At 35.4% G+C, this 13,533-nt stretch carries 12 protein-coding genes and 3 pseudogenes; 8 read left to right on the top strand and 7 right to left on the bottom strand.

Annotated features, from left to right (window positions below; genetic code table 11):
- Window positions 1–128: 128 nt before the first annotated feature.
- Both FTT98_RS16005 and FTT98_RS16000 read right to left on the bottom strand, forming a co-directional pair.
- Window positions 129–395: pseudogene (locus tag FTT98_RS16005) on the bottom strand (cell filamentation protein Fic); the annotation flags it as partial.
- 12 nt (window positions 396–407) lie between these two features.
- Window positions 408–575, bottom strand: coding sequence for a YhfG family protein (locus FTT98_RS16000; RefSeq protein WP_000946583.1), 168 nt, complete (start codon window positions 573–575; stop codon window positions 408–410).
- A 317-nt stretch (window positions 576–892) separates the two neighbouring features.
- Here FTT98_RS16000 and FTT98_RS15995 point away from each other — a divergent pair, with 317 nt between their 5' ends.
- From FTT98_RS15995 to FTT98_RS18380, 4 genes are read left to right on the top strand one after another with little or no spacing between them, the layout of a single operon-like run.
- On the top strand, window positions 893–1,342 hold the full coding sequence (locus tag FTT98_RS15995) for a hypothetical protein (RefSeq protein ID WP_002046161.1): 450 nt from the start codon (window positions 893–895) through the stop codon (window positions 1,340–1,342).
- Complete coding sequence (locus FTT98_RS15990; RefSeq protein ID WP_127800787.1) at window positions 1,329–3,668, top strand: hypothetical protein; 2,340 nt, start codon at window positions 1,329–1,331, stop codon at window positions 3,666–3,668. The genes FTT98_RS15995 and FTT98_RS15990 overlap by 14 nt, the downstream gene beginning before the upstream one ends.
- A gap of 4 nt (window positions 3,669–3,672) precedes the next feature.
- Complete coding sequence (locus tag FTT98_RS15985) at window positions 3,673–6,873, top strand: site-specific integrase (protein ID WP_180177564.1); 3,201 nt, start codon at window positions 3,673–3,675, stop codon at window positions 6,871–6,873.
- Between the two features lie 60 nt (window positions 6,874–6,933).
- Entirely contained in the window at window positions 6,934–7,041 is a 108-nt protein-coding gene (locus FTT98_RS18380) for a hypothetical protein (protein WP_372551473.1), read from the top strand.
- A 144-nt stretch (window positions 7,042–7,185) separates the two neighbouring features.
- Here FTT98_RS18380 and FTT98_RS15980 read toward each other — a convergent pair whose 3' ends face one another.
- Complete coding sequence (locus tag FTT98_RS15980) at window positions 7,186–7,404, bottom strand: hypothetical protein (RefSeq protein WP_000550047.1); 219 nt, start codon at window positions 7,402–7,404, stop codon at window positions 7,186–7,188.
- Between the two features lie 30 nt (window positions 7,405–7,434).
- Window positions 7,435–8,817 (bottom strand): IS200/IS605 family accessory protein TnpB-related protein, encoded by a 1,383-nt coding sequence (locus tag FTT98_RS15975; protein WP_159153749.1) that lies wholly within the window; start codon window positions 8,815–8,817, stop codon window positions 7,435–7,437.
- Window positions 8,818–9,459: 642 nt separating this feature from the next.
- Here FTT98_RS15975 and FTT98_RS15970 point away from each other — a divergent pair.
- Window positions 9,460–10,659 (top strand): integrase arm-type DNA-binding domain-containing protein, encoded by a 1,200-nt coding sequence (locus tag FTT98_RS15970; protein WP_005245164.1) that lies wholly within the window; start codon window positions 9,460–9,462, stop codon window positions 10,657–10,659.
- Between the two features lie 41 nt (window positions 10,660–10,700).
- On the opposite strand, the gene FTT98_RS15965 is transcribed toward FTT98_RS15970, so the two are convergent.
- Window positions 10,701–11,114 carry a Cd(II)/Pb(II)-responsive transcriptional regulator gene (locus FTT98_RS15965; RefSeq protein ID WP_005245163.1) on the bottom strand — a complete coding sequence of 138 codons (414 nt, stop codon included), beginning with the start codon at window positions 11,112–11,114 and terminating at the stop codon, window positions 10,701–10,703.
- Between the two features lie 79 nt (window positions 11,115–11,193).
- Here FTT98_RS15965 and FTT98_RS15960 point away from each other — a divergent pair, with 79 nt between their 5' ends.
- The gene (locus FTT98_RS15960) at window positions 11,194–11,598 is read left to right on the top strand and encodes a hypothetical protein (RefSeq protein WP_180004480.1); all 405 of its coding nucleotides are present in this window, start codon (window positions 11,194–11,196) and stop codon (window positions 11,596–11,598) included.
- Window positions 11,585–12,472: a cation diffusion facilitator family transporter gene (locus FTT98_RS15955; protein WP_127800877.1), complete on the top strand. Its 888-nt coding sequence runs from the start codon at window positions 11,585–11,587 to the stop codon at window positions 12,470–12,472. The genes FTT98_RS15960 and FTT98_RS15955 overlap by 14 nt, the downstream gene beginning before the upstream one ends.
- An 84-nt stretch (window positions 12,473–12,556) precedes the next feature.
- On the opposite strand, the pseudogene FTT98_RS15950 reads toward FTT98_RS15955, so the two are convergent.
- Window positions 12,557–12,781 (bottom strand): annotated as a pseudogene (locus tag FTT98_RS15950) (efflux RND transporter permease subunit); the annotation flags it as partial.
- Here FTT98_RS15950 and FTT98_RS15945 point away from each other — a divergent pair.
- Window positions 12,781–12,924: pseudogene (locus FTT98_RS15945) on the top strand (antitoxin HicB); the annotation flags it as partial. The pseudogenes FTT98_RS15950 and FTT98_RS15945 overlap by 1 nt on opposite strands.
- A gap of 252 nt (window positions 12,925–13,176) precedes the next feature.
- Here FTT98_RS15945 and FTT98_RS15940 read toward each other — a convergent pair.
- Complete coding sequence (locus FTT98_RS15940; RefSeq protein ID WP_180177565.1) at window positions 13,177–13,425, bottom strand: hypothetical protein; 249 nt, start codon at window positions 13,423–13,425, stop codon at window positions 13,177–13,179.
- Window positions 13,426–13,533: the final 108 nt, after the last annotated feature.

Raw genomic sequence — 13,533 nt, 5'->3', positions numbered from 1 at the left:
TGTTCAAATGGCGATTCAGCGTTTAATTGGTTTTGGGAAAAAAGAAGAGTTTAAGGAAATTTTGGCAATTTTAAGAAAGCAGAATCCTGATAGGATAAGGGTTCTGTGAAATTTGTCGTGTACAGAGAAAAACGGGTATCACCTTTGGAAATATCGATTTGTCTTAATTTTCCTGCCCAGTCGTATAAGTCGCCAAAAAGCTGTACATGAATTGATTTTAAGTATTTTAAGTCGTAGGGTGGTTCAGCATATTCAATGAGACTACTTGCTAATCCAGACAGTTCCAGTTCAGCTTGTTCTAAAATTTGTTCATCACGAATATTGAGTTTGTTCTTTAGGATATTTGTGCCAGGGTAACAATACAGGCTGTCACCCATTTCCCCATATTTATCCATACATGCACCTGACTAAGATTCGGGTTGCGAATACTTCTTATATTTTTGCAAGATTTCAGCTTTACTTTGTTGAGTTGTTTGAGCTGTCGTTGTAATGCCTTCAAGCTTTAGGCTGGCTTGATAGTTTTGCGAACGTGTCGCTTGAATATATTTTCTTTTCTGTTCAGTGGTTCTGAGCATTTCGAAACTCCATTGATGCTACACGTGAAGTAAGTATAGCAGAGAATCTTTTTGATCAATGCTGCATACACAGCATTTCTAAAATGTAATACAACGGTATTGTTTCATGTAATAACAGAAAACTAAAAAAAAGTGGAAGAATTCTTAAAATTTAGACCGTCATAGATAAGCAAACCGTATGTATTTGTTGAGAATTGTAATTTTGAGAAAATTTAGTTGATAAATTAAATGAAGTTTCATATACAAAGATATGCTCATTTTTTAAATCGATAAAAATGTTAAGATTTGACTATTTGGTAAAAAATATAGAAATTTTTATGGGGCAATTTATCATGCCCTTTTGCTTTGACCGAAAAAATGTTCAACTTGAGATAGTAAAAATTAACTCAGAACTACTGAAAATCAAAAAGATTAAACAGAGTCAGAAAGTAGTAGTACAAGCAAAGTTCAAAATAATCTATGTGAAAATTTGGCAAAAAATCTTGCTATTGATGCAAACGGAGCCAGGCTTACGTGTGCATTCTAATTATGTTGCAATCTTACAGTTGATACATAATCTTGATGATTTTATCGAAAAATCACAACAACACTTGTGCTTTGAAAGAAAAGCTCAGAAAGAACTGGATGCTAAATTTTTTGCAAGATTTTTTAAGCTAACAAAGAATTCAATAAAGGATCAACTTTTACCAAATCGTTCTGATCACAATGAATTTAAACAATGCAACGTGATAAAAATATTAAGCGAAAATGAATATGCCAAACATTGAAACACAAGAGCAATTCTTAGATTTAGCAGAAAAATATCAACAAGATTATTGTCTATTACGTGATGATATTGTAAATACACAATTTGTCGATCTATCAGATGATTTGTATAAAGATGTCTACGCTCTATACAAATTAGCACAACAAATTTATAGCTATATATCAGGCTCCAGACAGATCGGTAAGTATTCTTTTTTAGCTGCTGTGAGTTTTTTTGCATGTCCAGATTCTAGTAATACACAAGAGCTGTCATCGCAACGTTATTTGATTCTACAAGCGAGTTTTTTAACATATCGGCAGTATCAAGAATTTGCAAAAATTGATAAAGCTGAGAATAAGCAAAAACATGTTTGTGACCTATTACGCTATGTCTCACGATATGTGCTGGATTCTAATCATGCTGAATTATTTCATGAATGTAGTAAGCTGCTAAATTGTTATGTCACGTACGAACGTAATTTGAAAAAAGAGGATCGTAATCAACTTTTTAATATTAAAGATTTCGAACAAGTACAAGTCATAGAGTATTTATCGGCTCTATTAATAATTTTTAAAAGACTAGATGATCGTCGTGTAGTTCATCGTCAGCGTAAGTCAAAAAAAAGCAAAGTTTTGCAATGGCCGACGAAAAATGAACTCAAAAAATTTCGTGAAATTAAAACGGGTAAGCAAGTAGATATTGGACATAACGCAAAGATTAGTATTTATGATGCCGCTCTTCACAAAGATGAAGAGGGTGAAGTTGATCTATTAGATCCTGAAATGGAGTTTTATTCAGAAGATGAAAAGTCTAAAAATTTAAATTATATACTCAGCGATAATGCGACGCATCTAATGCGGCATCGCCAGCGCCGTCATGCTCCTTTTGTTACAAATCCACATTATTTGGCGCCAGATATACTGAAGCAAATTGTTTATGTGTTGAGAACCGAGTTATCCGGGCACTGGAGGGATGCTGCAATCGCTGCAGCATGTTTATTGTCACTTTTGACGGGATTATCACCCGTCGCACTGATGGATTTTAACGAGCTTATTCAAGATGGAATTTTGATCCAGAATGGTTCAAGTAGACGTCGCGAATATTTACTCAAATTAAATCTTAAAATTACAGAGCAGAAGATTAAGAGCTTAAATCATGTGCGGTGGAATGAAGTGATGACACATCAACTACATTTACCTTCTGCTTGGTTTGACTATATAGAACAAGCATCGAATCCACTAATTTCATCAACACACATTAATACGAAACTTAAGAATTGGCTTGATAATCGGTTTGTAGGTTCGATCACTGTAGAAAAACTGCAGGCTCAATTATATTTTCATATATATTATGAAACATATAATGAATATCTTGCTCATGTAATTGCTGGGCGGGATAGTCAGCATCACATGCCTGGTATCTATTATGGCGGGCTACCGAAAACTCAACTCAGTAGCACATATCTAGCCTTTTTAGAAAAAGCACTTACACCACATTCCACACATTTTACTGAAGACACGGCTGAACTAAAAATATTGCAACAACAATTCAAAGTGCAATCTGCATTATCTATAGGAAGGATAGGGAGCCAACTGGCACTTGAACCCAATTTTGTGAAAGAGCAATTCCATATTTTACATAGACATTGTCACGAAAACATCCAAGAAGATAAGCACATTATTAATCAACTTAATGCATATGCGTGTTGGATGTGGCATATCAGTTTGTTGAGTTTGGCAAGTCGGCCTAAAAAAAACCTGTTGGGGAATTTGGATGATTATTGTGTTGAGCTCAAGCTTTTATATGTGAATGATAAAAAAAATAGTAAAGCAAGAAAAGATGGTCGTTTTATCCCTTTATCTGATTTTTTCATAAAAACACTGCAAAATTACACTGCCTTTTTAGAACAAATTATTGAAGCGTACGGTTCATTTTTTAGACAAGTCTTTGCAAAGAAGAAGATAACTGTAAATGATCTTTTTGGTAAGGTCATTTTTAGTAAAGATATCTTGCCGATAACTGTCAAAGAATGGCAGAGCAGGAAAATTAAGTTAATCCCTTTATCGAGAAAATGGGTGAATTCATATATGCAAGGAGTCTTTCCAAAGAATATGTATTCGAATTGGTTACGTCATTTTGACATGAACTTTTTGATGCATGAGCAGCAAGAGGGTAAACCAGCATTAGCTTTTCACTTAATTCAGGCCCTGTATGGTCATGACCAACGTGACCGAGAGGCTTTTCATCCGCATTCTTCACTTATCCCGAATGTCTATGTACAGCAAGCCCGCCAGCAATTGCAAGATAATGTCAAATCTTTATCGATTAAACACTTAGAGCGAAAATAGTTGTATGCAAAAAATCAAAGAACTAATAAAACCACAACTAGATGATCTATTTGTTGATATTCATAAAATGGTGAAAAAGTCGCTAGATAGACAGCCTTCTCCACCTGAAGTATTGACGAAAGAAATGCAGCAAAAACTTGATCAGCAGATCGCTGAAAAATGGCATGACATTAAAGATAGTGTTGATTGTTTGAGTCAAAAGTTGAGCCGAGACGAACAATCAAAACTGATGCAATTTACTGAAGATGAATTTAATAAAAGAAGGAAGCAATTCAACCAGAATGTAGATAAAAAATCATACAGAATTAAGCTAAATCCACATACTAAACGGATCGTACTGCCTAGAAAAATTGAGAGTACAGAGTCACGGTTAGAACAGGGGCATCTACATATCCATGTACTTAAGGAATTAAGGCAGTATTGGCAAGATTCATTTGAATATTGGAATGAACCAAAGTACTTATGGGGAAATTTATGCTTAAGTTTTATATATATTTCAGGCTGTGCAGATGAACAGCATTTGATTGCTATTCAGAAGCAATTGCAGGAGGCCATTGAGCTTGGTACAGATCTGAATTGTTTTCGGTTATACCATTCGGACTACAAAAAAATCACTAATCCATTGTTACTACATTATCGTGTTGAAAACTCTCAATATGGCAACGATGTAGAACAGGGAAAGTTGTACCAATGGAAACATGTTTTTTTTAACCCATATGCGCAGTTCATTTTGCAATATTTAAAAAAGTTGAAAGCTGCTCAGAAAGAATTTTGTCTGCAACATTCAGTTGAAGATTGTATTTTAGAAAGCTTGAGTAAGATAGGCAGGAAAAAAAGTCTTGGGGATCTGCAATATCAAATTAAACGCCGTGGATTTCGTGCATTTAATGATGTGCAAATGGTACTCGAATTTAATCCAAACCTCAGCATAGATATATTTTTGAGTAATGTGCTTCAGCAAGAGATTAATACTGTTGCTTTAAGGCCATCCGAATTTAGATTGCTGTGGAATAATGATTACAATCAAGTCACAGAACCAGATAATCGCCCTATTCATTTTGAACAAGAGCAGTTACTTCCTGAAGTTCCGACTGTTCAAAGCAAATTACAAACGATTCCGTATGAGTTGATGTTGTTTGGTCAAAAGAAACGTAAAGGTCAAAAAGTTGAGCGTTTAGATAAAAAGAGGAATAAAGAAGAACGCACGCTACGTTTTTGGCAAGAAACTAGAAGGGTGTTAGAGGAGAAGATAGTTGATGCTAATACGGAGGAAAAGTCTTTAATTGATGCTCAACTACGCTTAATTCACTGGTTAATGCATTTAAAAAAACGAGGGCTTCAATTATCAACTATTGAAAGCTACTTAGGATCGTTTGGCAAAGAATTTATATTTGAGATTTGGCTCAATAAATTAGATTTAAAGCAACAATCCATAGATGACTATGAGGATTTATATCGGCAGCTATTGAAATACAGCAGTGAACGTGATGAAAAAGCAGTTCAACGAGATTCGGTGAAAGGAAAAACCTCTCGTAAGATGCACCAAAGCGCAGAATACCGTTTTGGTCGCCTAAAAGATTTTCATCAATTCTGTATAGAGAATTATGATGCTCCAGGGGTATTGGTGTTACAGAATTCAAGTTTTAAGCATTTACAAATTTGCAATGCACGGCTAGTGAGTCCTTTGCTATTTGGCAAATTATTGGAAAAACTAGAAAATTTAAGTCAAGAGCCAACGGCATCAGAGTGGGTCGATCATCTGAGTTGTTTAAAGCTGATGTATTTACTAAGTTATAGAACTGGACTTCGATTAAATGAAGTTCGTTGTCTTAAAATACAAGATATTATTTGCCCAGAGCTACTTTATAAAGAAAAAGAAAATACAGTTTTTAATAATATCACGCTTCATATCCAAGACAATTCATATCGCCGTCTGAAAACGCGAAGTGCGAATCGTCAAATACCATTGAAAATTGCATTGTCAGAACATGAGTTTTTAGTAGTACAACGTTACATACAACATCGTTATGAGCAATATTTGGTTAATCAGCAGGATGATCTACTTTTTAGTGTGAATCATCGTGTATTAACTGATCAATGTATCAGCAAAATTACAGTAGATTTGTTTAGTCAAATATTAGGTATGCATCATGGCTTTAGTTTTCATACATTACGCCACAGTGCTGCTAACTATCTAGCAATAACTTTGCTCGGTTCAAAAGAAATGATCAAGACCTACACAGATTGTCCTTGGGTAAAAGCAAAAAAGATGAGGGATTTATTGTTTGGTATGAAAGCACGTGCTCAAGAAGAGATTATTCAACATAAATGGCAGGTGCTCGCCTCTTGGATGGGGCATAGCAGTATTGAGCAAACGGCTTCAAATTACCTTCATGTTTTGGATTTATTAGCAGTCGATCGAATTTATAATTCGCCGTGTATCATTTCAAAAAAAGTATTAGAACAGTGTTTTAGTCCAGTGAAGTCAAGTACAGACTACATAAACCTAAATCGTTATACTCAGCAGCAGAAATGGTTTAATTCTTATCAGCAAACACAGCCAGTTACGATGGCTGGCCGACAAGAAAAGAAGTTTAGTATAGAGAAGAGTACTCTGACACCTTTTCAACGTTTGATAAGTTTTAGAGAAGGTCGATTAAGCGAAGATACCCAAGCTCAAGAATGGATGCAACGATGTCAATGGATGAGCACTAAATGGATGGATCGCCAAAAATTTAATTTAAAAACGAATTATGTTTATAGTAAGAATTTAGAAGAGAGTTGGTTTGATGAACTTTACGAAAAGGCTAAAAAACTGACTCGTCCAGATGAAATAATTCCTCTCCTTGATTTTCATTATAAAGATGATAGGCAGCAAGATGCACTGAAAGAAAAGAACACGGTTAAGGCGCTTAAAATATTATTATTATTTGGAAAACTGCGTAAGAATTTTCTACATTTTCAATGCCGAATGAAAGGTGATGAGCAACAAATTGTTAATTTTATTACTGGTATAGAGCCAATGTTAGGAGATCATCTGTATTTAGAAAAACAAAACTACCCAGTTAATTTGGATGCTCCTGAGCGAACCGTTAAATTTAGTTTTCAAAGAGTTGTCGGCTCTAACAAAAAAAATGTTACTCCGCTGGTTATATTTAATTTAATGTTAAAAATGATGCAAAAAGATGAACTCTGGATCAAATAGCCTAAGCATGTTAAAGGGGAATTGTTTAGAAATTTCCCTGTTTATAAGTAAACTGCCTTTATGAAAAGCACCATGCTGACTTGGATTAATAAGCGGAATGTAGTATCACAGTTTGATCGCTGGATTTACGAAAATGGTGTGAAGATTAGCGGTATGGTAAATCGATGAGCTAAAGTGTTGTAGTCCAAACTCGATCTGACAATTACCCATTTTTTAGTGTGCCCGTCAGGTTAAATTTGAACTGAATTTTTCTCAGCCCAAATTCATTTCCAATCAAGTTATGTTTCAAGTGGCGTGCGAACACTGCACAATTTAATTCACGGTGCCTAAGACAGGTATCAACTTCGGACCAGCCATTCTAGCTTTGCTAATGATTTCCACCAGCTCATCATAAGTCAGTTCAAACTTATCCTCACTATCAAATACATAGACCATATTCTTGCCTTCATGTTCAGGTGGAGTAGGTGGTACAAATCGTTTCGGGATAAGAATTTGTGCGAGTTGTTCGTCAGTTAATTTAAATAAGTGCATGTTTTTATCCTACTGTTCCTTAAAATGTATTCAAACATACTCAAGGACTAATTCGCACTCTGTTAATGTCTTGTTGCCAAGCGTGTAACTAGAGCCTGAGTCGGTCAGTTCCGACTTGTAGCGGTCAGTCCGTTCTTGCAATATACGCTTTACAGTTTTGTAAGGCGTATAACGACTTATCTCATTGTCGTTTAATCTTGCAAGCACGTTTCTCGCAGCATTCCAATCAGCTTGCACAACTTCCCCATTGAAACGGTGAAAACGATCTCCCTTACGTGTACCTATTAAAAGGCCATGCAAGAAAGAATCACTTTGCGAAGTATATGCAGAATTGACTAGATGCACCGTAGAACCTCTACGGTGAGATATAGAAGTTAGGGCATTAGCTAACAAACCTTTAGCCCATGTATTTAAGCGTCTATTGGTGTTTTTGCCATAGTTGCGTTTACTTTGAATTGGGGATGTTAAATCTTCCGCAACAATCACTTTGGCTTTATCAACCAACTTGTGAGTTGCTGTAAATATTAATGTTTTGAGCTTTGCTTTTTGAGTATCTTGTCGCTTATCTAGTTTTTTTCGACCTAGATTATTTAACTCAATTTTCTGTTTCTTGTGTGGTTTAGCTTTAGCAATCGCTCTGAGCTTGTTTCTGTGCTTGTACTTTTGATTTAAATAATCTGATTCACTTGAGATCAGCTTGCCTAGACCACTCCCATATACATCGCCATCAGAGTCCACAAAAGCTTCTGAGTACCCTTTATCAACACCTACGGTTTCCTGACCACAATCCTGTGTTTCAACTGCATCATAAGTTGAGTGAACTTCAACATTACCGTTTTTTAGAATGATTCTAAGTGTGCCTTGTGGCGCAAAATCAACAGTCGTATTTAATGGGATTTTAATGGTTTGTCGAGGGATTAGGCTTGGTACTTTAAGCCAACATTGACCATTTAACTCAAAGGTTTTACACATATCCGCACGAACAATAATTTGATTATGTGTGTGATTAACACCATGCTTAAAGTGATTACGCATTTGACGATGGAGGAAATTATCAGTCATCCATTCATCTTTTTTAAGCAAGGTGTATAGTCTTTTTTGTTCATTATTACAGGAGGTGCGTTTTCGGATCGCCTGCTTTACTTTGTCTTTTGATGCTTCTCGATAGGCTTTAATATCACCTATGCAATCACGTAGCGTTTCTTTCCACGCATTTGCAGAAACACCAAAGTCACGACTTTCTTTCATCCACGCATCACGAATAGCTCTGTCACTGATATTCAAACCTGAAATAGCACCATATTTAGCCCACACCTCGCTACGAATACGACCAAGTAAAACAGCTTGTTTCTCAAGCTGTTTGTACTTTTGCACATTCAAGTTTTTACAATGGTGGATGCGTGTTAATTTCACAAAGTCATGCCTAGGTTAAGGGATTGGATAATCAATAGATATGGATGCTAATATACCAAGACACTCACCTAAAATACAAAAGATAATCATTTAAATCTCTAATAAATACCCACCTTGCCACTACTGAATCGACATAGACAAAATGAGAACTTATGCAAATATTTGTCTATATTTTTAGTTATAGTTAATTACTCTCGTAAAACAGCTGACGAAGTCCGAGATAGAATCATTGCGTCAAAACAAACGTGATGCTTATGCACTTATGATGAAAATGAATTAATTATTATTTAATTAAGTTAAAAGACTGCTATATAGCGGTCTTTTTTGTTTTTGAGCTCTACAAATTTTAATGAGTACATATAGTTACTTTTATAAAAATGATAATAAAGGGTAGAGGAGGTCATCTAAGAATTTAAAGCACAAGACTTATTTAACATTGATGACAGAAAAAGTGAGTTGTTGGGAACTTAAAGAAGAGGTGGTACTTATAATGGTTACTAAAATACAAATACTTAAAATATTAAATATATAAAACAATATATTACAAATATATATGATGCGTAGTGTACGCATCATACATAAAGCGTTCTATTTTGATATAATTGATCCAATCAACCCATTGTTAGGTTTCATTTAAATTCCATGAGTCTTACTGAAATTAAAGTTCGCCAAGCTCATTGTAAGGAAAAAACCAGTTTTTTATCCGATGAAGATGGGCTTAGCCTGAAGATTGAGCCGAGTGGAAGAAAATCTTGGTGCTATCGCTATACAGATCCACAAACTAAAAAACGTCGACGCATTCAGTTAGGTCGTTATCCTGATTTATCGCTGAAAAAGGCACGACAAGTCAGAGATGACTTTAAAGACAATGATTTCTGTTTTGAACAAGATACTGCCTCTAATGTCATCACCTTTGGTAAGGTCGGGGAGGAGTGGTTACAGTTCAAACTGAAAAATGCCTTCAACGATCTACCCCGCTGTGGTGTACTACAGTTAGCAGAAAGATGCTTACAGCAAGATATTTATCCAGACCTTCAGGATCTACCTTTTCAAAACATCAAGCGTTATGACCTGGTTTCAGTAATCAAAAAAATAGAGGGACGCCAAGTAAAAGAACCTGTCAAGAAAGCTTGTAGTTATTTGAACCAAATTTATGACTACGCTGTAGCGATGGGTTATTGTGAATTCAACATCGCGCATGGTTTAAATAAAATCGCCATTAACAGTAAAATCAAGAAAAATTATCCGTATTTGAAAGCGGAGGATATATCTGATTTTAAGTATAAATTACAAAAATTGGATGCCCATCCGATTATTAAAAAAGCACTGCTGTTCAAATTACATACTGGCGTGCGAGGGGCTGAATTGTTATTGGCTGAGCCTCATCATTTTGATTTAAATGAAAAAGTCTGGAAAATACCTGCCTTGCATATTAAACAGTTTCGACGAAAAGTCATATTAGGCCATGAGATTCCCGACTTCTTAGTTCCACTTTCAGATCAGGCTTTAGATATTTTAAAAGACGTCATGCAATGGTCATACGGTGAAAAGTACATTTTTGCTAGCCCACGGAAACATAATCAACCGATTCATTTTAATACATTAAATATGGCTATACGTAAGATGGGCTATGGAAAACATCAATTATCCTCTCATGGACTACGTTCCACTTTTAGTACCATTTTGAATGACTCAGGTTTGTTCCAGGATAACTGGATTGAGGCACAACTTTCACATATTGATAAGAACCGTACCCGTGCCAGCTATAATCACGCTGACTATTTAGCCCAGCGGACTGAAATGATGCAGTGGTGGGGTGATTATTTAAGTACTGCTAAGTGAAAATCGTACTTTTATACATAGACTTAAAACATTATGGGGTTTCAAATGGATAGTAAACAATATACTTGCCGTGTTACATGGTCAGCAGAATATAATGAGTATGTTGGGTTGTTCGAACCACAAGCACTAGCCATTTGTTGTAATTCAGCTTTAAGCGCCCTTAATTCTTTCATGCGTTTATTCACTAGTGCAAGTTGCTGATCAATTAATGCATTAACGCTAGAGCAGCTTTCTTCTGGCTTATTTTTTAATTCGATAAGACGTTTAATATCATTGAGTGATATATCTAGGCTGCGACAATGCTTTACGAATTCCAATTGTTTAAGTGCTTTGCTATCATACAGCCTGAAATTACCTTCTGAACGATTTGGATTTAACAGTAATCCTTCTCTTTCATAATATCTAATCGTTTGTATTGAACAGCCCGATTTTTTTGACAATTCGCCTATTTTCATCAATTTCCCCCAGACATTTGACTCTATAGTTACTATAGAGTCTATAGTATAAGTATGCAACGAAAAGGATATATAAAAAATGACTGAGAAATATTTAAACAATACGAATATCGTTAATTTTGAACACAAAGATATCCAATCCTTGATCGATCAACGTAGGTGGAAAAACTTGGATAACTTCAACAAAATTGGTGCCGCTTATCAGTTTGTAAAAGATGATTTTTGTGGTTATGGTGTTGCAACAAAGTGCTTTTCATCACCAGATACAGATTGGCGTGGAGAAAATACCTATATTCAAAAAGAAGGTATTCATGATGACTTTGGGCTTTATGATTCCCCTGATGAGTTCTATTTCGAAAAAGGGACTAACTTGTCGGGGTTCAAACGCTGGATATATCAACGCTTGATACGTCACTTGATTAATATGAATGTATCAAAACTAAGAAATAGAAAAGTACTAGAGGTACAAAATGCACAACCATAATCATAGTCATCAACATGGTAAAGATGACCGTATTGGTTGGGCATTTTTCCTTAATGTGACATTCACTATTATCGAATTTATAGGTGGTTGGCTCACTAACAGTACGGCGATAATGGCAGATGCAGTTCACGATCTTGGTGATAGTCTTTCAATAGGTTTTGCGTGGATTTTAAGTCGTTTTTCAGATAAAGAAGCATCAGATAAGTTTAGTTATGGTTATCGTAGACTTACTCTCTTTGGCGCATTGATAAACAGTATTGTTTTAATCATTGGCTCAATTTGGATTTTATTTGAAGCAATTCCAAAGCTGTCCAATCCTGAAATGCCTGTAGTCGAGGGGATGTTAGGGCTAGCGATACTCGGCGTTGCCGTTAACGGATATGCTGTATTAAAATTAAAAGCGGGTGAAACATTAAATGAGAAAGTGCTGACATGGCACCTTCTTGAAGATGTACTTGGATGGGTTGCCGTTCTTATAGTCTCTATCGTACTGTTGTTCGCTGAACTGCCGATATTAGATCCCCTTTTATCAATAGGGTTCACGCTGTTCATCTTGTTTAATGTTTTCAAAAACCTGAAATCAACACTCGTTTTATTTCTTCAAGCTGCACCCGATAAAGAGACTCAAAAGCGTATTAAACTATCACTAATGGAATTTCCTGAAGTTAATGGTATCCACCACATGCACTTTTGGTCACTAGATGGTGAAAGTCACGTTTTAACAGCGCACCTTGAGCTGAGTGACAACTTTGACGTTAAAGAATTAATTAGGCTTAAACAAGAAGTTGCAGCTAAATTATCTTCCTATCATTTATCGCATACAACGATAGAGTTTGAGTTTTTAAATGAAAATTGTCGGGATGAAGCGCAGTAAGCTTTATCAATAAAATGTTGGGCATACAATATTAAAAGCAGCTTAATTAGGCATAACCTAGTAATTAAGCTGCTTTTTTTGATTTTAAATTTCGTCGGATTGCTGTTTGCTACTCTCAGAGCCATGCGCCCATTGATATAAAATAGGCAATACAAACAAAGTTAAAATTGTAGAAGATACAATACCGCCGATAACAACTGTTGCTAGTGGTCGTTGTACTTCTGCACCAATTCCAGTGTTTAACGCCATTGGAATAAAACCTAAACTTGCGACCAGTGCCGTCATTAAAATAGGTCTTAAACGAATGATGTGCTGAGTTTCCATCATTGTCTTGGCTTGATGCGGATCAGTCTAAAGCATTCTCAGGAATAGAGGAGCTCGTTGCTGATGTTGTCGCTGATATGATTAGCAATAATGAAAAAGTTCCTACACCACTCTCCGGGAAAATATAGTAGGCAGTTTGTTGTCCTTGTTCTCAGTGGTTCAACAAAAACTAGCCCTCGAAGCCGCAGAACGTGGCGTGGACATAAATTGTTTAGTATCAGTAAAAAGAGCGATGTAATTTTAGTACGAGTGAGTGATAGAGCAGGAACCTATGCTTCATATATTCAGTAAATGGTATGTTTTTGAATTAATAGGTATTTTTAAATAAAGCTTTCTTTGATTTAGTGCTTTTTATTTAATAAATTAATTTTAAAAACAACTTAGGCTAATTGATAAACACTATCTGGAAAGATTAAAAGAAAATATTTTTTAATTTCTGCTAATTCATTTAAGGCAGGTTCCCTTTCAAGCAGTTGAAATGTCCAAATAAGTACAGCCTGATGATTATCATAGCAAGTATTTACTCCAAGAAAATTAGCCATTCCATAACTTCTATTGATGTTCATTTCTTTAATTAATTGATTTCCTAAGTCACGAGCTTGCTGGCTGATAGAGATGGATCCGTAAATTTGAACAACTCCTATAAGTGATATTCTGCTCCTCAAATGATGTTATAAACATCAATATATGGAGTATTTTATGGCACGTAGACCAAGAAGAAATCATTCAAATGATTT

The organism is Acinetobacter sp. YH12039 (assembly GCF_013420015.1).
Classification (GTDB): domain Bacteria; phylum Pseudomonadota; class Gammaproteobacteria; order Pseudomonadales; family Moraxellaceae; genus Acinetobacter; species Acinetobacter amyesii.
Note: the sequence above shows the minus strand (reverse complement) of the source record. Positions and strands in the feature narration are given on the sequence as shown.

Coding starts and splice junctions, on each gene's coding strand:
- FTT98_RS16000 (WP_000946583.1), bottom strand. CDS start 575: ATGCTCAGAACCACTGAACAGAAAAGAAAATATATTCAAGCGACACGT.
- FTT98_RS15995 (WP_002046161.1), top strand. CDS start 893: ATGGGGCAATTTATCATGCCCTTTTGCTTTGACCGAAAAAATGTTCAA.
- FTT98_RS15990 (WP_127800787.1), top strand. CDS start 1,329: ATGCCAAACATTGAAACACAAGAGCAATTCTTAGATTTAGCAGAAAAA.
- FTT98_RS15985 (WP_180177564.1), top strand. CDS start 3,673: ATGCAAAAAATCAAAGAACTAATAAAACCACAACTAGATGATCTATTT.
- FTT98_RS18380 (WP_372551473.1), top strand. CDS start 6,934: ATGAAAAGCACCATGCTGACTTGGATTAATAAGCGGAATGTAGTATCA.
- FTT98_RS15980 (WP_000550047.1), bottom strand. CDS start 7,404: ATGCACTTATTTAAATTAACTGACGAACAACTCGCACAAATTCTTATC.
- FTT98_RS15970 (WP_005245164.1), top strand. CDS start 9,460: ATGAGTCTTACTGAAATTAAAGTTCGCCAAGCTCATTGTAAGGAAAAA.
- FTT98_RS15965 (WP_005245163.1), bottom strand. CDS start 11,114: ATGAAAATAGGCGAATTGTCAAAAAAATCGGGCTGTTCAATACAAACG.
- FTT98_RS15960 (WP_180004480.1), top strand. CDS start 11,194: ATGACTGAGAAATATTTAAACAATACGAATATCGTTAATTTTGAACAC.
- FTT98_RS15955 (WP_127800877.1), top strand. CDS start 11,585: ATGCACAACCATAATCATAGTCATCAACATGGTAAAGATGACCGTATT.